The following is an 18,478-nucleotide window of genomic DNA, read 5'->3' on the forward strand; positions in this document are numbered from 1 at the left end:
AGCCCGACGCAGCCTCGTACCTCGGCAGCTGCTACAAGGGATCGTTGTTCAAAGTGGGCTTATTCGCCCCAAACGTCTTTGAGGACATTCACCCAGTTCTCGCCCATGATCTTGCGCACCACCCGCTCGGAATGGCCGCGCTTGAGCAGGGTCTCGGTCAGGTTCGGGAACTCGCCCACGGTGCGGATGCCCAGCGGGTTGATGATCTTGCCGAAGCTGGTCAGACGGCGGGCGTAGCCCTTGTCATGGGTCAGGTATTCAAAGAAGTCCTGGCCATGGCCCTGGGTGAAGTCGGTGCCGATGCCGATGGCGTCTTCGCCGACGATGTTCATGGTGTATTCGATGGCTTCGGCGTAGTCGTCGATAGTCGAATCGATGCCCTTGGCCAGGAATGGCGCAAACATGGTCACGCCGACGAAACCGCCGTGATCGGCGATGAACTTCAGTTCTTCATCGGACTTGTTGCGCGGGTGAACTTTCAGACCCGACGGCAGGCAATGGGAGTAGCAAACCGGCTTCTTGGATTCGAGGATGACTTCTTCGGACGTTTTCGAGCCGACGTGGGACAGGTCGCACATGACGCCGACGCGGTTCATTTCAGCGACGATTTCACGACCGAAACCCGACAGGCCGCCGTCGCGCTCGTAGCAACCGGTACCGACCAGGTTTTGGGTGTTGTAGCACATCTGCACGATACCGACGCCCAGCTGCTTGAACACCTCAACGTAGCCGATCTGGTCTTCAAACGCGTGAGCATTCTGGAAGCCAAAGAGGATACCGGTCTTGCCCTGCTCCTTGGCCTTGCGGATATCGGCGGTGGTGCGCACCGGAATCACCAGGTCGCTGTTCTCACGGATCAGCTTCTGGCTGGCGGCGATGTTGTTGACAGTGGCCTGGAAGCCCTCCCACACCGACACGGTGCAGTTGGCCGCGGTCAGACCGCCCTTGCGCATGTCTTCAAACAGCTCGCGGTTCCACTTGGCAATAATCAGCCCGTCGATAACGATGCTGTCGGCGTGCAATTCGGCTGGGCTCATCAGGCTGTCCCCTATTAGCGATTCATGCGCCGAATCGTGTGCCGGCGCTTTGGGGCCAGCATATGCCTCGGTGCAGGGGTAGCCGGGTGCAAAAACGACAGGGGGTTTGCCGAAAGCGTCAATCTGCGACAAAGGGTCGTCGCCGGACGTCATGGGGCACCTGTTCAAGGGCCTGCGCATGGGCCAGAATTCGCGCCATTACTGGATGCTTTACTGGAAAAAGGGGCGGCGGCGCAATGAAATCGATCTTCCTGGCTTTGGCACTGATAGCGACCGGCGTACACGCGGCTGAAGAGGCCGACGATAATCCCTGCGACAAAGTCGAAAACGAGGTCCAGACCCTGGAATGCTCGGTCTACAGCAGAACCACCGCCGAAGACCTCCTGAGCGAAAACTACAAAAGCCTGAACGAGCGCATGCAGACGCTCTACGACAAGAACCCGGCGCAACTGACCGACATCACCGCAAAGCTCAAGGCCGCTCAACAGCAGTGGCTGAAGACCCGGGATGCGGATTGCGCGGTTGAGGCGTTTCCGGCGACGACCGGTAGCAAGGCATTCACGATTGCGCAGAATGACTGTGTGGCGCGGATGAGTGATGAGCGGTCGGAGTTTTTAGAGTCGATTGGGCAGGAGTGATCCTGAATTGGCCGTCGAAAGCTGGTAGCCCTACCAGCTTTCACCCTCAATAAAGACCTTTCCCACAGGTGTCACCGAGCAAGCCTACAACTCCCGCTGGGTAAGGGGTTAAAGCAGTTTTTCCGAGCAACATCCCGACAAATTTCGTTTGTTGGCCACCTGAAGAATATAAGTAAATATTCGCAAAATCTTATAAAAGACTTATATTCTTCCATGAACAGCATTCACTGGACTCGAAAGGCCGTTAAGCAGCTCTTGAAATTGCATTCCGTTCATCAGATCCAGGTTCGTGATGCCATCACGGCGCTAGCTGGCATGCCTGATGTAGGCAACGTCAAAGCACTGGTTGGTCATGACTACGCCTATCGACTGCGAGTCGGTAGTTATCGGGTCATGTTCGACTGGGATGGCGCGATCAAAGTGGTCAGTATTCAAGAGGTCAAAAAACGCGATGAACGCACCTACTGAGATTCAAATCATCAACGACGCGGAGGGAAAACCGGCGTTCGTGGTCATTCCGTACGCGCAGTATGTGGCGCAGAAGATCGAGCCCGATCTGATCCCCCACGAAGTGGTCAGTCGCATCGTCGATGGCGCGACGCCCATTCGCGCCTGGCGCGAACACCTGAACCTTACGCAGGATGAAGTTGCCAAGCGCATGGGCATTTCCCAACCGGCTTTCGCCCAGCAAGAGACGGTCGCCAAGCCCCGCAAGGCAACCCGTGAAAAAATTGCCGCAGCTTTTGGCATCACCGCCAACCAACTAGAGTTGTAAGCTGAACGCCAGCATCAGGAAAAGGGATTGAAATGAAAATCTGCGGCATCGAAATCAAAGGCAGCGAAGCGATCATCGCCGTGGCCTCCCTCGACGGTCAGGCGCTCAGTCACGTCGCCCTCGCCACCAGGAAAATCGCCCTCGATGAGGACGACGAAGCCGCCAACGTCAAAGTCTTTGCTGCTCAGGTGGCGTCGTTCGTTCGTGAGAACTCCATCGACCGGATCGCGATCAAGAAACGCAGCAAAAAAGGTGAGTTCGCCGGTGGGCCGACTACGTTCAAGATTGAGGGGATTTTCCAGCTGCTGGAAAATTGCGAGGTGATGCTGCTGTCGCCGCAGACCATCAATGCGCAGAACAAGAAGTTCGATTTTGCACTGCCGGAGACGCTGAACAAGTATCAGCATGAGGCGTACAAGGCGGCGTGCTCGGCCTTGATGAAGAAGTAAAAACAACACATACCTGTAGGAGCGAGGCTTGCCCGCGAAGAGGCCGGTACATTCGAAATCACTGTTGCCTGACACGACGCTTTCGCGGGCAAGCCTCGCTCCTACAGGGGGCGGTTTCAGGCCTTCTGGCTTTGCCGTCGGTCTTCACGCGGGCACCGCTCAAACCTCGCCCGATAACTGCGGGTGAAATACGACGGCGATTCAAACCCGCACGCAATACTCACCTCCAACACACTCATGTTCGTCTGACGCAGCAACTGCCGCGCCTTCTCCAGCCTTAACCGCAGATAGAAATTGCTCGGTGTGTCGTTCAGATGCAGGCGAAACAGGCGTTCCAGCTGACGCCGGGTCACTTTGATCGATTCCGCCAGCGCCAGCGTACTCAGTGGCGGTTCGCTGTGCTGCTCCATCTCCCCGATCACCTGCACCAGTTTCTTGTTGCTGATGCCATACCGCGTAGCGACTTCCATGCGCTGGTGGTCTTTGCGCGGGCGAATGCGCCCGAGTACGAATTGTTCGCTGACCTGGATCGCCAGTTCCGGGCCGTGGGCCTGGCCGATGAGGTCGAGCATCAGGTCGATGGAAGCCGTGCCGCCGGCAGAGGTGATGCGCCGACGGTCGATCTCGAACAGCTCCTGAGTGACGCTGAGCTGTGGGTAGGACTCTTTGAAGGCGTCGATGGCTTCCCAGTGCAAGGTCAGGCGATGGCCATCGAGCAGACCGGCTTCAGCGAGGATGAAGCTGCCGGTGTCGATAGCGCCGAGGGTCACGCCTTCGATGTCCAAACGACGCAACCAATGCTCCAGTGCCGCAGTGGCGAACTTCAGCGGCTCGAAACCGGCGACCACCAGCAAGGTCGCGCCTTTCTTCAGGGGTTCCAGCGCCGCATCGGCGTTGACCGACATGCCATTACTGGCCAAAACCGCCCCGCCATCAGCGCTCAACACATGCCAGCGGTACAGCTCGCCACGAAAGCGATTGGCGACCCGCAGCGGCTCGATGGCCGAGATAAAACCGATCGCCGAAAAACCCGGCATCAACAAGAAGTAGAAATCCTGGGACATGGAGCGCACTCGCTTAGCAGGTAAAAAGAGGCCAGGTAACGAGAGGGCGGGTAGCGTGTGGACGTTGATACGCCACTTGCAACGAGCATTCAAGGGCTCAGGTCGCTGCAGTGCAAGAGCTGGTCGCCGCAGTGCGCTTTCACGGGGGCTTTGCTGCGTAACTTGGCATCACCGGCGCATCAGACACCGGAACCCACAATAACGACCTGCCGAGGAACCCGACATGAAACGACTGATCAGCAGCTGTGTTCTTGCACTCAGCGGTACCGCTTTCTTGAGCGCCAGCGTCATGGCGGCCGAACCCGCATCGTGCCAGAACGTGCGTATGGGCGTGGTGAACTGGACCGACGTGATTGCCACCAGTGCCATGACCCAGGTCTTGCTCGATGGCCTCGGCTACAACACCAAGCAGACCAGCGCCTCCCAGCAAATCATCTTCGCCGGCATTCGCGACCAGCGTCTGGACTTGTTCCTGGGCTACTGGAACCCGCTGATGACCCAGACCATCACCCCGTTTGTCGATGCCAAGCAGGTCAAAGTGCTGGAAGCACCAAGCCTCAAGGATGCCCGCGCCACCCTCGCCGTTCCGACTTACCTCGCCGACAAAGGCCTGAAAACCTTCGCCGACATCGCCAGGTTCGAAAAAGAACTGGGCGGCAAGATCTACGGCATCGAGCCTGGCTCGGGCGCCAACACTCAGATCAAGGCGATGATCGCCAAGAACCAGTTTGGCCTGGGCAAGTTCCAGCTGGTCGAGTCCAGCGAAGCCGGCATGCTCGCGGCGGTGGATCGCGCCGTGCGGCGCAAGGAAGCCGTGGTGTTCTTCGGCTGGGCGCCGCACCCGATGAACGTCAACGTGCAAATGACCTACCTCACCGGCAGCGAAGACGCCCTCGGCCCGAACGAAGGCATGGCCACCGTCTGGACGGTCACCGCGCCGAAATACGCCGAGCAATGCCCGAACATCGGTCGTTTGCTGAGCAACCTGACCTACACCGCCGAAGACGAGAGCCGGATGATGCAGCCATTGCTGGATCACAAGGACGCTTTCGAATCGGCCAAGCAATGGCTGAAAGATCACCCGCAAGACAAGCAACGCTGGCTCGAAGGCGTGACCACCTTCGACGGCAAACCGGCGGCTGAAAACCTGAAACTGACCAGTAAATAAACCTGAAATGAACCACCGATTCGCAGCCCGGCCGGGCTGCGAACGGAATCGTCACGCCCCGAGCCACCCAAAAATCACGCCTGTAAGGAACCGCCTCATGAACCACGACGTCATCATCACCTGCGCACTCACCGGTGCTGGCGACACGACCGCCAGAAGCCCACACGTGCCGGTCACCCCGAAACAAATCGCCGCGGCCGCCGTGGAAGCCGCCAAGGCTGGCGCCACCGTGGTCCACTGCCACGTTCGCGACCCGCAAACCGGCAAGTTCAGCCGTGACGTGGCGCTGTACCGCGAAGTGATGGAGCGTATCCGCGAGGCCGACGTCGACATCATCGTCAACCTCACCGCCGGCATGGGCGGTGACCTGGAAATCGGCGCGGGCGAGAACCCTATGGAATTCGGCCCGAATACCGACCTGGTCGGCCCGCTGACCCGTTTGGCCCACGTCGAAGAACTGCTGCCGGAAATCTGCACGCTCGATTGCGGCACCCTGAACTTCGGCGATGGCGACACCATTTACGTCTCCACCCCGGCGCAGCTGCGTGCTGGCGCCAAACGCATTCAAGAACTGGGCGTGAAGGCCGAGCTGGAAATCTTCGACACCGGCCACCTGTGGTTCGCCAAGCAGATGATCAAGGAAGGCCTGCTGGATAACCCGTTGTTCCAACTGTGCCTGGGCATCCCGTGGGGCGCGCCGGCCGACACCACCACCATGAAAGCCATGGTCGACAACCTGCCGGCCGATGCGGTCTGGGCCGGGTTTGGCATCGGTCGCATGCAAATGCCGATGGCGGCGCAAGCGGTGCTGCTGGGTGGCAACGTGCGGGTCGGTCTGGAAGACAACCTGTGGCTGGACAAGGGCGTATTGGCGACCAACGGCCAACTGGTCGAACGCGCTTCGGAAATCCTCAGCCGCCTCGGCGCCCGTGTTCTGACGCCGGCTGAAGGCCGGGCAAAAATGGGCCTGACCAAGCGCGGTTAACCCCCCAACACACACCCTGTAGGAGCGAGGCTTGCCCGCGAAGGCGGTTTTCCTGCCGCGAGAGATGCGTTGGATGTACCGGCCTCTTCGCGGGCAAGCCTCGCTCCTACAGGGCTTACCGAAATTCTTTAGGACGTCGCCATGAGCTTTATCACTGATATCAAAACCTTCGCCGCCCTGGGCAGCGGTGTCATCGGCAGCGGCTGGGTGTCCCGTGCCCTCGCCCACGGCCTCGATGTAATAGCTTGGGATCCGGCGCCCGGTGCCGAAGCGGCCCTGCGCAAGCGCGTCGCCAATGCCTGGGGCGCGCTGGAGAAGCAAGGCCTGGCACCCGGCGCGTCGCAGGATCGGCTGCGCTTTGTCGCGACCATCGAAGAATGCGTTCGCGACGCAGATTTCATTCAGGAAAGTGCTCCAGAACGACTGGACCTGAAACTGGAACTGCACAGCAAAATCAGCGCGGCGGCCAAGCCCAATGCCTTGATCGGTTCCAGTACGTCGGGGCTGTTGCCGAGCGAGTTCTACGAGAGCTCGACGCACCCGGAACGCTGCGTGGTCGGGCACCCGTTCAACCCGGTTTACCTGCTGCCATTGGTGGAAGTGGTCGGTGGCAAAAATACCGCGCCGCAAGCGGTTCAAGCGGCAATGAAAGTCTATGAATCCTTGGGCATGCGCCCGCTGCATGTGCGCAAGGAGGTACCCGGCTTTATCGCCGACCGTTTGCTCGAAGCGCTGTGGCGTGAGGCGCTGCATCTGGTTAACGACGGTGTGGCGACCACCGGTGAAATCGACGATGCGATTCGTTTTGGCGCGGGCCTGCGCTGGTCGTTCATGGGTACTTTCCTGACTTACACCCTGGCGGGCGGCGACGCAGGCATGCGGCACTTCATGGCGCAATTCGGGCCGGCGCTGCAGTTGCCCTGGACCTATCTGCCGGCACCGGAGCTGACCGACAAATTGATCGATGACGTGGTGGATGGCACCAGTGATCAACTGGGTAAGCACAGCATCTCGGCGCTGGAGCGCTATCGTGATGATTGTTTGCTGGCAGTGCTGGAGGCGGTGAAAACCACCAAAGAGAAGCATGGGATGGCGTTCGCAGACTAAACGCCCCCTCCTGTAGGAGCGAGGCTTGCCCGCGAAGAACGATAACTCGGTCTACCTGATGCACCGTGTAATCGTTCTTCGCGGGCAAGCCTCGCTCCTACAGACCTCAACCCTTTCGGATGTGACGTCATGCCCACCCTCACCACCTACCAAACCAAAATCATCCCCGATTGGGTCGACTACAACGGCCATCTGCGCGATGCCTTCTATCTGCTGATTTTCAGCTACGCCACCGACGCGCTGATGGATCGACTGGGCATGGACAGCAACAACCGCGAAGCCAGCGGCAATTCGCTGTTCACCCTCGAGCTGCACCTCAACTACCTGCACGAAGTGAAGCTCGATGCCGACGTCGAAGTGCACACCCAGATCATCGGCCATGACCGCAAGCGCCTGCACCTCTACCACAGCCTGCATCTGGTGGGCGGTGACAAGGAGCTGGCGGGCAATGAACAAATGCTGCTGCACGTCGACCTCGCCGGGCCGCGATCCGCACCGTTCAGCGAGGAAACCTTGAGCAAGCTGCAAGCCATTGTCGCCGAGCAAGCCGACCTGCCCGCCCCCGCCTTCATCGGCCGAGTGATTGCTTTGCCGCCCGAAAAATAACAAGGAGCTCGTCATGAACACCGCCGCCGCTGTTGCCGATTTCCGCACCTACCCGTTGATCAGCGCGTTGACCGCCGTGCACATCCTGGCGGACCGCATTCAAGTTCAGTGGGCGGACGGTCGGGTCAGCCCTTTTCATCATCAATGGCTACGGGATAACTGCCCGTGCCCGCAGTGCGTCTACACGGTGACTCGCGAGCAAGTGCTGGAAGTCGTCGATGTCGCGGAAAATCTGATCCCCGACAGCACTCAAATCGATGCCGAAGGTTGTCTGTGCATCGATTGGCAGGATGGCCATCTCAGCCGCTTCGACCCGGGCTGGCTGCGCGCCCACGCCTATGACGACGAGTCCCGCGCCGAACGCAGGGCCGCCAAACCGAAAAGCATGCTGTGGGACAGCCAGCTGAAGTTGCCGGTGTTCGACTATCAGGCGTTGATGGACGACAACGATGCCTTGCTGCAATGGCTGCTGGCCGTACGCGACATCGGCCTGACCCAGGTTCGCGGCGTACCGACTGAGCCGGGCTCGCTGAAGCTGATCGCCCAACGGATTTCGTTCATCCGTGAGAGCAATTTCGGTGTGCTGTTCAACGTGCAATCCAAGGCCGACGCCGACAGCAATGCCTACACCGCCTTCAACCTGCCGCTGCACAGCGACCTGCCGACCCGGGAGTTGCAACCGGGGCTGCAATTTCTGCATTGCCTGGTCAATGACGCCGACGGTGGCGAGAGCATTTTCGTCGACGGTTTTGCCATCGCCCAAGCCTTGCGCCAGGAAGATCCCGAGGCGTTTCAAGCCTTGTGTGAAATTCCCGTGGAGTTCCGCAACAAGGACCGCCATAGCGACTACCGCTGTCTGGCGCCGATCATCGCCCTGGATGCTTTCGGGCAGGTGTCGGAGATCCGTATGGCGAACTTTCTGCGTGGGCCGTTCGATGCTTCAGTCGAGCAGATGCCCAAGCTGTATCGCGCTTACCGGCGCTTCATTGCGATGACCCGCGAGGCGCGCTTCCGGGTGATGACGCGGCTCAAACCCGGTGAGCTGTGGTGCTTCGACAACCGCCGTACCCTGCACGCCCGCAACGCTTTCGACCCCGCTACCGGCGCCCGGCATTTCCAGGGGTGTTATGTCGACAGGGATGAGTTGCTGTCGCGGATTTTGGTGTTGCAAAGATAAACCGCGTCATCGTTCTTCGCGGGCAAGCCTCGCTCCTACAAGAATCACGCAAAACTCTGTAGGAGCGAGGCTTGCCCGCGAAAGCGTCAGCCCAATCAACACTTTCATCACTGATTCACAGGCAAAAAAAACCCCGATCAAGCCGTGACAGGATCGGAGCTGAGGAGGGTACTGTTGAGGAGCTGTTGCGCGAGGGTGACCAAACCTTCGTGAAGCCAGCTGAATCCAGTGTGCCCATTCCCATGCATGGCAAGTTAGCCGAAAGCGACCTGTTCATAGGTATTGCGGCCATTGCGACAAATCGTCCTTGCCGCCATCCCCAGCCCCTACCAGAATCGAGCCACGACACCGTTCCCTGAAGAAGGATTGCGTCATGATGCACGCCGATTTGATTGACCAGGAAGACCTGTTGGGCCAGCTGAAATCGTTGGGTTTTCAAGTGCCGAATGGCTCTACAGCCGAGCAGGCTTGCGAGTGTGCGGTGCGAGGCTTGAACGATGAGCGGGCGATGACGCTGCGGACCATGGTGAAGCAGATGTACACCAGCAGCGCGACCATCCTGCCGGCCGTGCGCCAGGCGATCGACAAGCAATTGCTGCCGGCGTTGGCGGCGTATCAGCAGAGCCGTAGCGCCTGATAGATCGCCTTCGCGGGCAAGCCTCGCTCCTACAGGTTTGGCGTCGTATCGAACAATCGCGATCGACATCAATCCTGTAGGAGCGAGGCTTGCCCGCGAATGAAGCCACCGTGGTCTACAGCCTTACGCTCGCAAACGTCGATTCATTGCGCGCCTGACTCAACGCCGACAGCGGCCCGGACAATGGCGACAGCACCAGCGCTTGCGGCAGCGGCATCATCGCCACTTGTTGCGTGGTGTTGGAACCCACACGCTCGTCGCGCGGCGGAATGCCGAAATATTCGCGGTAGCACTTGGAGAAGTGCGGCGTAGACACGAAACCACATACCGACGCCACTTCGATGATCGACATCGGCGTTTGCTTGAGCAGCTGCCGGGCGCGAATCAGGCGCAGTTTCAGGTAGTAACGCGACGGCGAGCAGTGCAGGTATTTCTGGAACAAACGCTCCAGCTGACGACGCGAAACAGCGACGTACACCGCCAGTTCGTCGAGGTCGATCGGCTCTTCGAGGTTGGCTTCCATCAACGCCACGATTTCCTGCAACTTCGGCTGGTTGGTGCCGAGCATGTGCTTGAGCGGCACGCGCTGGTGATCCTGCTCGTTGCGGATGCGCTCGTAGACGAACATTTCCGAGATCGCGGCCGACAGTTCACGACCGTGATCGCGGCTGATCAGGTGCAGCATCATGTCCAGCGGCGCGGTGCCGCCGGAGCTGGTGAAACGGTTGCGATCGAGGGTGAACAGACGGGTGCTCATGGCCACCCGCGGGAAAGCTTCCTGCATCGACGCCAGGCATTCCCAGTGCACGCTGCAATCGAAACCGTCCAGCAGGCCTGCGCAAGCCAGGGCCCAGCTGCCGGTGCAGACCGCGCCGAGACGACGGTGCTGACGCGCCTGGCTTTGCAGCCACGACACGTGTTCACGGGTAACAGTACGCTGAATACCGATGCCGCCGCAGACAATGACAGTGTCCAGGGGAGGCGCTTTGTGCATGGAGGCGTCGGGGGTGATTTGCAGTCCGTCACTGGCCCAGACCTGACCGCCATCGACGGTGAGTGTGGTCCAGCGATACAGCTCGCGGCCGGACAATTGGTTGGCCATGCGCAGAGGTTCTACTGCAGAGGCCAGAGAAATAAGCGTGAAATTGTCCAGCAGCAAAAAGCCGATGGATTGAGGCGCACGGTTCTGGGGTTGAGCCCCGGAGTTGAACGTCGTCATCGCGGTATCTCCTCACACAAAGCGGGTGATGGCCTCAGGCGGAGGCTCTTTTTATTGCCATCGTTCTCGCGTGGGAGACGGGCTTTGTAATGACAGAGCAATTGCCATGCCTAAACTTGAATGCGTGTTCAATAACTCCTGAAAACGACGTCGCGATGCGTCTAGATATGGCGCGCAGAGATAAGAGGTCATAAGTGCCATTAGAGGCCGCAAACCCGCTACCCTGTTGCCTGTGAGCAAATCGGTAGCACTTGTGGGAACAGGGCTGCGACGCTCCTGGGGAGAGTGTCACCGCAAGCACAGGTGACGGACGGTCAGGCTTGAATTGGATCCCTGACTGGGGGAGACAGGCTTACCTGTTTGCGACGCGCTAAAAGGTGGCGCGTTTTGGTGCAGGTGTTCACTTAGTGCGCAGTTTTGACTGGTCTGGCCCCTTCGCGAGCAAGCCCGCTCCCACATTTAATCAGCGTCATGCACAAATCCAATGTGGGAGCGGGCTTGCTCGCGAAGCAGGCGACTCGGTATTACTGATTCAACACTCAACCGCGCTAACCGCCAACCCACCGCGCGATGTCTCTTTATATTTGTCGTGCATGTCGGCACCGGTATCACGCATGGTGCGGATCACCCGATCCAGCGAGATAAAGTGCTGACCGTCACCCCGCAGCGCCATCTGCGCCGCGTTGATCGCTTTCACCGCGGCAATCGCATTGCGCTCGATGCACGGCACTTGCACCAGGCCACCCACTGGGTCGCAGGTCAGGCCGAGGTTGTGTTCCAGGCCGATTTCCGCCGCGTTGCACAATTGCTCCGGTGTAGCCCCCAGAATCTCCGCCAACCCGGCCGCCGCCATGGCGCAGGCCGAACCGACTTCACCCTGGCAACCGACCTCGGCACCGGAAATCGAGGCGTTCTTCTTGCACAGAATCCCCACCGCTGCGGCACTGAGGAAGTAATCGACCACGTTGGCGTCGGTCACTGCCTCGCTGAACTTCATGAAGTAGTGCAACACCGCCGGAATGATCCCCGCCGCGCCGTTGGTCGGCGCCGTAACCATGCGCCCGCCAGCAGCGTTTTCTTCGTTGACCGCCAGGGCGAACAGGTTGACCCACTCCATGGCGCTCAAGGTCGAGCCGATCACGTTGGGCTTGTTCAGTTCTTGCAGGCTGCGGTGCAGTTTGGCCGCGCGACGACGCACATTCAGGCCACCGGGCAGGATGCCTTCGTGCTTGAGGCCTTGCTCCACGCAATCTTGCATCGCGCGCCAGAGTTTCATCAGGCCGGCGCGAATTTCCTCTTCGCTGCGCCAGACTTTCTCGTTGGCCATCATCAGCTCTGCAACGCGCAGGTTGTGCTGCTTGCAGAGACTGAGCAGCTCGACGGCACTGGAGAAGTCGTAAGGCAGCACGGTGCTATCCAGATCCACCACGCCGCTGGAAGCCTGTGCCTCATCGACGACAAAACCGCCGCCGATGGAATAGTAGGTGTCGCGATGCAGCTCACCGTGATCACCTTCTGCAACCAGGGTCATGGCGTTGGGATGGAACGGCAGGTTCTCGTCGATCAGGCGCATGTCCCGAGCCCAGATGAACGGAACCGACAAGCGACCGTCGAGCAGTAGCGTGTCGGTTTCACGCAGGGTCTCGATGCGGATGCCGATTTGCGACGGATCGATCGCGTCCGGCCACTCGCCCATCAGCCCCATGATCACCGCGTTGTCGCTGCCATGACCGATGCCGGTGGCAGATAACGAACCATAAAGCTGAACTTCGACACGCCTTACTTGTTCCAAAAGACCCTGCTCACGCAAACCTTGCACGAACAGCGCCGCGGCGCGCATAGGCCCCACGGTGTGTGAACTGGAAGGGCCAATGCCGATTTTGAACAGGTCGAAAACGCTGATAGCCATTACTGCTGAACTCCTGGATGTGCCTGCTCCAGGCGCAAAAGCGCCCAGTGACGGAGCTGCTACGCTCAAGCTGCAATCCGCCGAGATGGCCGCATCATCAGGCTTTTGTCATGTCGTTCAACGTCTCACACCGACGCACTCATGCCCGCTAGCGCCGCAGGCCGCTTACGCTGTGTTTTCGCCGTTTTTTTGCGGATCAGAGGGGCAAAACGGGCTGAAAAAAGCTGTAAACGACGTTACCGACACTGGATGCGACCATCCCTGTACTGGTTACGACGCACCCTGTAGGCGTCAGATTTTCACTGGTACATGATCGTATCGACTCGATTGCAAGGCGCCGTGGTAGAGCTGTCTCCAAAACGCCATCCAACCGCAACAGATAAGTGCGGTGGTCCAGTCGGAACACTGCCAAAAAAAACACCAAGGAGTCGCCCCTTATGAAAGGTTCCCCGTCGTTGTTGTTGGCCGCCATGCTGAGTCTGCCGTTTCTGGCTCAAGCCGCAGAACCGGCCCAATGCAGCACCGTAAACTTCTCCGATGTCGGCTGGACGGACATTACCGTCACTACCGCCACCACCAGCGTCGTTCTCGATGCCCTGGGCTACAAGACCAAGACCACGATGATTTCCGTGCCGGTGACCTACAAGTCCCTGGCCGACGGCAAGAACATGGACGTGTTCCTCGGCAACTGGATGCCGACCATGGAAAACGACATCAAGGCCTACCGCGATGCCGGCACCGTGGACACGCTGCGCGCTAATCTGGAAAACGCAAAATACACACTCGCCGTCCCCGAAGAGTTGTATAACAAAGGTCTGAAAGATTTCGCCGACATCGCCAAGTTCAAGAAAGAACTCGACGGCAAGATCTATGGCATCGAACCGGGTAACGACGGCAACCGCCTGATCCAGAGCATGATCGACAAGAACGCCTTCGGCCTGAAAGACGCCGGCTTCAAGGTGGTCGAGTCCAGCGAGGCAGGCATGCTCTCGCAAGTCGATCGCGCCCAGCGCCGCAACACCGCCGTGGTGTTCCTGGGTTGGGAACCGCACCCGATGAACACGCGATTCAAGATGAAGTACCTGACCGGCGGCGACGAATACTTCGGCCCGAACTTCGGCCAGGCGACCATCTACACCAACACCCGCAAGGGTTACGCACAGGAATGCAGCAACGTCGGTCAGTTGCTGAAAAACCTGGTGTTTACCCTCGACATGGAAAGCACGCTGATGGGCAACGTCCTGGACGACAAAATGAAGCCTGACGCGGCCGCCAAGGCCTGGCTGAAAAAGAATCCACAGGTACTCGATACCTGGCTCGCTGGCGTGACCACCATTGACGGTAAACCTGGCCTGGAGGCCGTGAAAGCCAAGCTTGCGCAGTAATGCTTACGCCGGGCGAGTTCGCTCGCCCGGGCTGTTTATTCCCTTGCATGCGGACGTTCACTACCATGCTGATTGATCAGAAAATACCTTTAGGCCAGTACATCGCGGGCTTCGTTGAATGGTTGACGCAACACGGCGCCAGCACCTTCGACGCAATCGCCGTGTCACTGGAAACGATGATCCACGGTGTGACTTTTGCGCTGACCTGGTTCAACCCGCTGGCATTGATCGGCCTCATCGCGCTACTGGCACACTTCATTCAACGCAAATGGGGCCTGACCGTTTTCGTCGTCGCCTCCTTTCTGCTGATCCTCAATCTGGGGTACTGGCAGGAAACCATGGAAACCCTCGCCCAGGTGTTGTTCGCCACCCTGGTGTGCGTGCTGATCGGCGTGCCGTTGGGCATCGTCGCCGCGCACAAACCGATGTTCTACACAGTGATGCGGCCGGTGCTCGATCTGATGCAGACCGTGCCGACCTTTGTGTACCTCATTCCTACCCTGACCCTCTTCGGTCTGGGTGTGGTCCCAGGTCTGATCTCGACGGTGGTGTTCGCGATTGCCGCGCCCATCCGCCTGACCTACCTGGGTATCCGCGATGTTCCGGACGAACTGATGGACGCCGGCAAGGCCTTTGGCTGCTCGCGCCGTCAGCTGCTCTCGCGAATTGAACTGCCCCACGCCATGCCAAGCATCGCGGCCGGTATCACCCAGTGCATCATGCTGTCGTTGTCGATGGTGGTGATTGCGGCACTGGTGGGCGCCGATGGCCTGGGCAAACCCGTGGTCAACGCACTGAACACTGCTGATATCGCTCTGGGCTTCGAAGCAGGCCTGGCGATCGTACTGCTGGCGATCATGCTCGACCGTATCTGCAAACAACCCGACGCTAAAGTAGGGGGTGACGCATGAGCATTATTCGCTTCGAAGACGTGGACGTGATCTTCTCCAAAGACCCGCGCGAGGCGCTCAAACTCCTCGACCAGGGCATGACCCGCAACGAGATTCTGAAAAAGACCGGGCAAATCGTCGGTGTCGAAAAGGCCAGCCTGGACATCGAAAAAGGCGAAATCTGCGTACTGATGGGCCTGTCCGGCTCCGGCAAATCCAGCCTGTTGCGCTGCATCAACGGCCTTAACACCGTCAGCCGTGGCAAGTTGTTCGTCGAGCACGAAGGCAAGCAGATCGACATCGCCTCTTGCACCCCGGCGGAACTGAAAATGATGCGCACCAAGCGCATCGCGATGGTGTTCCAGAAGTTCGCCCTGATGCCTTGGCTGACGGTGCGCGAGAACATCAGCTTCGGCCTGGAAATGCAAGGACGCCCCGAGAAAGAACGCCGCAAACTGGTGGACGAGAAGCTTGAGCTGGTAGGCCTGACCCAGTGGCGCAACAAGAAACCCAATGAGCTCTCCGGTGGTATGCAACAGCGTGTCGGCCTGGCCCGAGCGCTGGCGATGGACGCCGACATTCTGCTGATGGACGAACCGTTCTCGGCCCTCGACCCGCTGATCCGCCAAGGCCTGCAAGACGAACTGCTGGAACTGCAACGCAAACTGAGCAAGACCATCGTTTTCGTAAGCCACGACCTCGATGAAGCCCTGAAGCTCGGCAGCCGTATCGCCATCATGAAAGACGGCCGGATCATCCAGTACAGCAAACCGGAAGAAATCGTGCTGAACCCTGCGGACGATTACGTGCGCACCTTCGTCGCCCACACCAATCCGCTGAACGTATTGTGTGGTCGCAGCCTGATGCGCACCCTGGACAACTGCAAACGCATCAACGGTTCGGTGTGCCTGGATCCGGGCGGCGATTCGTGGCTGGACCTGGCCGAAGGCAACACCATCAAAGGCGCACGCCAGAACGGTTCGAGCCTGGACCTGCAGAACTGGATACCGGGGCAAGCGGTTGAAGGTTTGGGGCGTCGGCCAACATTGGTGGACTCCAACATCGGCATGCGCGATGCGTTGCAGATTCGTTACCAGACCGGCAATAAGCTGGTGTTGCATGACAACAACAAGGTTGTCGGGATTCTTGGCGACAGCGAGCTGTACCACGCGCTGCTCGGCAAGAACCTGGGGTAAGAAGCAGACACAAAAACGCCGCGAGAGATCGCGGCGTTTTTGTTTGCGGGATATCGGGTCATGCAGTTTTGCGGCTGATGCCCCCTTCGCGGGCAAGCCTCGCTCCTACAGGTTAGGGGTTGAATCATAAATAGGTGATCAACCGAATACCTGTAGGAGCGAGGCTTGCCCGCGAAGAATACGACACGGTGTCACTGGAACACCGCGCCACTCACCTCTTAGCTATAAACCCGGCCAAGCAATTGCCGATGGCTTTCAAACTGATCGAGCACGTCACGGGTGATCTGATCCTGAGTGAAGCCCATCAAGTCGTAATCCTGGCTGCCGTTATGCAGGTACACCTCGGCACGGTAGTAACGTGCGCGCGGTTCATCAGCGCTTTCAGCAGACACCGTGTCGCTCGCCGCCGCCAGATAACCGTCCAGGCTCACTTCGTAGACAAAAGGGTTGCCCTCTTCCATCTCGATCCGCACGCCCATGCAGCGTTTCGACTTGCCCAGCAACGTCTGCACATCCAGGCCCTGAGCACGCAATTGCACAGCGGCATCTTCCAGCGCCGGGCTGACTTGCTTGTCCATGAAACGCTGAACGATCGACTGGTTCGGTTGCAGGTCCAGCTGGGTCAAACGCTCGCTGAAACCACGACGACCACGCGCTGCCAGTTCCGCTTGCTCCTGTTCGATTTGCACGTCCTGGCGCATGGCCTTGTGCAAGCCAAACATGAAGAACACCAGCACTACGGAGAACGGCAGACCGGCCAGCACCACCATGGTTTGCATGGCTTCGAAGTTACCGGCGAACAACAGACCAATGGTCACCAGAGTGATCACTGCTGACCAGAAAATCCGCAGCCAGTGCGGCGCATCTTCGTCAACATTACCGCCCTTGCAGGAAAGGTTGGCCATCATCACCGCGCCGGAATCCGCCGGGGTCAGGAACAGCACGAAGCCGACAAAAATCGACACGCCGATCACGATCTTCGACGCAGGGTAATGCTCAAGCAACTGGTAGATCGCCATCGACGGCTGTTCCAGTGCCGTCTTCCCGAGTTCCACCGCCCCATGGTTCATCACCAGGTCCAGGGCCGAGTTACCGAAAATCGACAGCCATGCCAGGGTGAAGCCCAGCGGAATCAGCAACACGCCGGCCACCAACTCACGCACCGTGCGACCACGGGAAATACGCGCGATGAACATGCCGACGAATGGGGCCCAGGAAATCCACCAGGCCCAGTAGAACAGAGTCCACAGGCCCAGCCAGCGGTCGGACTTCTCACTGTCGCCTTCATACACATAGAGGTCGAACGTCTTCAGCACCACGCCGTTCAGGTAGTCGCCGATGTTCTGCACAAAGCCGTTGAGCAGGTGCAGGGTCGGGCCGAACAGCAGCACGAAAATCAGCAGACCGCTGAACAACACGATGTTCAGGTTGGACAGACGGCGAATGCCGTTTTCCACGCCAGACACAGCGGCGATGGTCGCCACGGTGCTCATCACGATGATCACGATCAGCAGGTTGGTGTTGCTGTGCTCCATGCCGAACAGGTTTTCCAGCCCCGACGATACTTGCAGCGAACCAATCCCCAGGTTCGTCACCAGCCCCAGCAAGGTCACGAACATGCCGAAGCCGTCCACCGCATGACCGGCCGCGCCTTTGACCCAACGCTCGCCGACCAGCGGATACAGCGCTGACCGCAACGCCAGCGGCTGGTTATGACGGTAAGCAAAGTACGCCACGGCCAGGCCGACCAGTGCGTAGATCGCCCAGCCATGCAGGCCCCAATGCAGGAACGTCAGTTGCACCGCCTGACGAGCCGCGAGATTGCTGCCGGCCACGCCTTCCGGCGGATTGAAGTAATGATCCAGCGGTTCGGAAGCACCGAAGTACAGCAACGAGATGCCGATACCCGACGAGAACAGCATCCCCGCCCAGGCGCCGTAGCTGAAGTCCGGGGTGTCGTCCTTGCTGCCCAGCTTGAGCTTGCCGTAGGACGAAAACGCCAGGCCAACCACAAAAACCAGGTAGGCGGCGATCACCACCATGTAGTACCAGCCGAAGCTGCGGGACAACCAGGCCTGGGCAATGCCGAGCATTCTGCCGGCCTCTTGCGGGGCAATGATCAGAATGGCGGTCAACAGCAGGATCAGCGCGGTAGAGGTGTAAAACACCCAACCGTTGACCGTCACCTTCTCGGGTGGGGTCTTTATTAGAGAGGCAGAACTCATGGCACAGATGC

At 59.2% G+C, this 18,478-nt stretch carries 18 protein-coding genes; 13 read left to right on the top strand and 5 right to left on the bottom strand.

What is annotated here, in order from left to right:
- Positions 1–59: 59 nt before the first annotated feature.
- Entirely contained in the window at positions 60–1,037 is a 978-nt protein-coding gene (locus KW837_RS08505) for a dipeptidase (RefSeq protein ID WP_007907542.1), read from the bottom strand.
- Positions 1,038–1,273: 236 nt separating this feature from the next.
- Here KW837_RS08505 and KW837_RS08510 point away from each other — a divergent pair, with 236 nt between their 5' ends.
- From KW837_RS08510 to KW837_RS08525, 4 genes are all read left to right on the top strand, one after another.
- A complete protein-coding gene (locus tag KW837_RS08510) occupies positions 1,274–1,675 on the top strand; it encodes a lysozyme inhibitor LprI family protein (RefSeq protein ID WP_218395240.1) in 402 nt (133 codons plus the stop codon).
- Between the two features lie 213 nt (positions 1,676–1,888).
- Positions 1,889–2,143, top strand: a complete 255-nt coding sequence (locus KW837_RS08515; RefSeq protein WP_123497261.1) for a type II toxin-antitoxin system RelE/ParE family toxin — start codon at positions 1,889–1,891, stop codon at positions 2,141–2,143.
- Positions 2,127–2,450, top strand: a complete 324-nt coding sequence (locus tag KW837_RS08520; protein ID WP_123719627.1) for a helix-turn-helix domain-containing protein — start codon at positions 2,127–2,129, stop codon at positions 2,448–2,450. The genes KW837_RS08515 and KW837_RS08520 overlap by 17 nt, the downstream gene beginning before the upstream one ends.
- A 32-nt stretch (positions 2,451–2,482) precedes the next feature.
- The gene (locus KW837_RS08525; RefSeq protein WP_218395241.1) at positions 2,483–2,899 is read left to right on the top strand and encodes a DUF3010 family protein; all 417 of its coding nucleotides are present in this window, start codon (positions 2,483–2,485) and stop codon (positions 2,897–2,899) included.
- A 116-nt stretch (positions 2,900–3,015) separates the two neighbouring features.
- On the opposite strand, the gene KW837_RS08530 is transcribed toward KW837_RS08525, so the two are convergent.
- Positions 3,016–3,963 carry a GlxA family transcriptional regulator gene (locus KW837_RS08530; protein ID WP_218395242.1) on the bottom strand — a complete coding sequence of 316 codons (948 nt, stop codon included), beginning with the start codon at positions 3,961–3,963 and terminating at the stop codon, positions 3,016–3,018.
- A 223-nt stretch (positions 3,964–4,186) separates the two neighbouring features.
- Between KW837_RS08530 and KW837_RS08535 the strand changes: the two genes are divergently transcribed.
- The 6 genes from KW837_RS08535 to KW837_RS08560 all read left to right on the top strand — a co-directional run bounded on the left by KW837_RS08535 (position 4,187) and on the right by KW837_RS08560 (position 9,643).
- Complete coding sequence (locus tag KW837_RS08535; RefSeq protein WP_218395243.1) at positions 4,187–5,131, top strand: choline ABC transporter substrate-binding protein; 945 nt, start codon at positions 4,187–4,189, stop codon at positions 5,129–5,131.
- Positions 5,132–5,228: 97 nt separating this feature from the next.
- Positions 5,229–6,116 (top strand): 3-keto-5-aminohexanoate cleavage protein, encoded by an 888-nt coding sequence (locus KW837_RS08540; RefSeq protein ID WP_008008106.1) that lies wholly within the window; start codon positions 5,229–5,231, stop codon positions 6,114–6,116.
- Between the two features lie 141 nt (positions 6,117–6,257).
- The gene (locus tag KW837_RS08545) at positions 6,258–7,223 is read left to right on the top strand and encodes an L-carnitine dehydrogenase (RefSeq protein ID WP_218395244.1); all 966 of its coding nucleotides are present in this window, start codon (positions 6,258–6,260) and stop codon (positions 7,221–7,223) included.
- Positions 7,224–7,352: 129 nt separating this feature from the next.
- Positions 7,353–7,829 carry a thioesterase family protein gene (locus KW837_RS08550; protein ID WP_218395245.1) on the top strand — a complete coding sequence of 159 codons (477 nt, stop codon included), beginning with the start codon at positions 7,353–7,355 and terminating at the stop codon, positions 7,827–7,829.
- 13 nt (positions 7,830–7,842) lie between these two features.
- Positions 7,843–9,006 carry a gamma-butyrobetaine dioxygenase gene (locus tag KW837_RS08555; protein ID WP_218395246.1) on the top strand — a complete coding sequence of 388 codons (1,164 nt, stop codon included), beginning with the start codon at positions 7,843–7,845 and terminating at the stop codon, positions 9,004–9,006.
- A gap of 373 nt (positions 9,007–9,379) precedes the next feature.
- On the top strand, positions 9,380–9,643 hold the full coding sequence (locus tag KW837_RS08560; RefSeq protein WP_095633693.1) for a hypothetical protein: 264 nt from the start codon (positions 9,380–9,382) through the stop codon (positions 9,641–9,643).
- 115 nt (positions 9,644–9,758) lie between these two features.
- Here the strand turns inward: KW837_RS08560 and KW837_RS08565 are convergent, their stop codons facing one another.
- Positions 9,759–10,862, bottom strand: coding sequence for a GlxA family transcriptional regulator (locus KW837_RS08565; protein ID WP_008072536.1), 1,104 nt, complete (start codon positions 10,860–10,862; stop codon positions 9,759–9,761).
- A gap of 532 nt (positions 10,863–11,394) precedes the next feature.
- Positions 11,395–12,771 carry an L-serine ammonia-lyase gene (locus KW837_RS08570; protein ID WP_123497247.1) on the bottom strand — a complete coding sequence of 459 codons (1,377 nt, stop codon included), beginning with the start codon at positions 12,769–12,771 and terminating at the stop codon, positions 11,395–11,397.
- 437 nt (positions 12,772–13,208) lie between these two features.
- Between KW837_RS08570 and KW837_RS08575 the strand changes: the two genes are divergently transcribed.
- From KW837_RS08575 to choV, 3 genes are all read left to right on the top strand, one after another.
- Positions 13,209–14,156 carry a choline ABC transporter substrate-binding protein gene (locus KW837_RS08575; protein WP_008072543.1) on the top strand — a complete coding sequence of 316 codons (948 nt, stop codon included), beginning with the start codon at positions 13,209–13,211 and terminating at the stop codon, positions 14,154–14,156.
- A gap of 65 nt (positions 14,157–14,221) precedes the next feature.
- Positions 14,222–15,067 carry a choline ABC transporter permease subunit gene (gene choW, locus KW837_RS08580; protein WP_218395247.1) on the top strand — a complete coding sequence of 282 codons (846 nt, stop codon included), beginning with the start codon at positions 14,222–14,224 and terminating at the stop codon, positions 15,065–15,067.
- Positions 15,064–16,242, top strand: coding sequence for a choline ABC transporter ATP-binding protein (gene choV, locus KW837_RS08585; protein WP_218395248.1), 1,179 nt, complete (start codon positions 15,064–15,066; stop codon positions 16,240–16,242). The genes choW and choV overlap by 4 nt, the downstream gene beginning before the upstream one ends.
- 218 nt (positions 16,243–16,460) lie before the next feature.
- Here choV and KW837_RS08590 read toward each other — a convergent pair whose 3' ends face one another.
- The gene (locus KW837_RS08590) at positions 16,461–18,410 is read right to left on the bottom strand and encodes a BCCT family transporter (protein WP_238541979.1); all 1,950 of its coding nucleotides are present in this window, start codon (positions 18,408–18,410) and stop codon (positions 16,461–16,463) included.
- Positions 18,411–18,478: the final 68 nt, after the last annotated feature.

The organism is Pseudomonas sp. PDM24, from assembly GCF_019218905.1.
In the GTDB taxonomy this organism is placed as follows: Bacteria; Pseudomonadota; Gammaproteobacteria; order Pseudomonadales; family Pseudomonadaceae; genus Aquipseudomonas.

Coding starts and splice junctions, on each gene's coding strand:
- KW837_RS08510 (WP_218395240.1), top strand. CDS start 1,274: ATGAAATCGATCTTCCTGGCTTTGGCACTGATAGCGACCGGCGTACAC.
- KW837_RS08560 (WP_095633693.1), top strand. CDS start 9,380: ATGATGCACGCCGATTTGATTGACCAGGAAGACCTGTTGGGCCAGCTG.
- KW837_RS08575 (WP_008072543.1), top strand. CDS start 13,209: ATGAAAGGTTCCCCGTCGTTGTTGTTGGCCGCCATGCTGAGTCTGCCG.
- KW837_RS08535 (WP_218395243.1), top strand. CDS start 4,187: ATGAAACGACTGATCAGCAGCTGTGTTCTTGCACTCAGCGGTACCGCT.
- KW837_RS08545 (WP_218395244.1), top strand. CDS start 6,258: ATGAGCTTTATCACTGATATCAAAACCTTCGCCGCCCTGGGCAGCGGT.
- KW837_RS08570 (WP_123497247.1), bottom strand. CDS start 12,771: ATGGCTATCAGCGTTTTCGACCTGTTCAAAATCGGCATTGGCCCTTCC.
- choW (WP_218395247.1), top strand. CDS start 14,222: ATGCTGATTGATCAGAAAATACCTTTAGGCCAGTACATCGCGGGCTTC.
- KW837_RS08520 (WP_123719627.1), top strand. CDS start 2,127: ATGAACGCACCTACTGAGATTCAAATCATCAACGACGCGGAGGGAAAA.
- KW837_RS08565 (WP_008072536.1), bottom strand. CDS start 10,862: ATGACGACGTTCAACTCCGGGGCTCAACCCCAGAACCGTGCGCCTCAA.
- KW837_RS08555 (WP_218395246.1), top strand. CDS start 7,843: ATGAACACCGCCGCCGCTGTTGCCGATTTCCGCACCTACCCGTTGATC.
- KW837_RS08525 (WP_218395241.1), top strand. CDS start 2,483: ATGAAAATCTGCGGCATCGAAATCAAAGGCAGCGAAGCGATCATCGCC.
- KW837_RS08540 (WP_008008106.1), top strand. CDS start 5,229: ATGAACCACGACGTCATCATCACCTGCGCACTCACCGGTGCTGGCGAC.
- KW837_RS08515 (WP_123497261.1), top strand. CDS start 1,889: ATGAACAGCATTCACTGGACTCGAAAGGCCGTTAAGCAGCTCTTGAAA.
- choV (WP_218395248.1), top strand. CDS start 15,064: ATGAGCATTATTCGCTTCGAAGACGTGGACGTGATCTTCTCCAAAGAC.
- KW837_RS08530 (WP_218395242.1), bottom strand. CDS start 3,963: ATGTCCCAGGATTTCTACTTCTTGTTGATGCCGGGTTTTTCGGCGATC.
- KW837_RS08550 (WP_218395245.1), top strand. CDS start 7,353: ATGCCCACCCTCACCACCTACCAAACCAAAATCATCCCCGATTGGGTC.
- KW837_RS08505 (WP_007907542.1), bottom strand. CDS start 1,037: ATGAGCCCAGCCGAATTGCACGCCGACAGCATCGTTATCGACGGGCTG.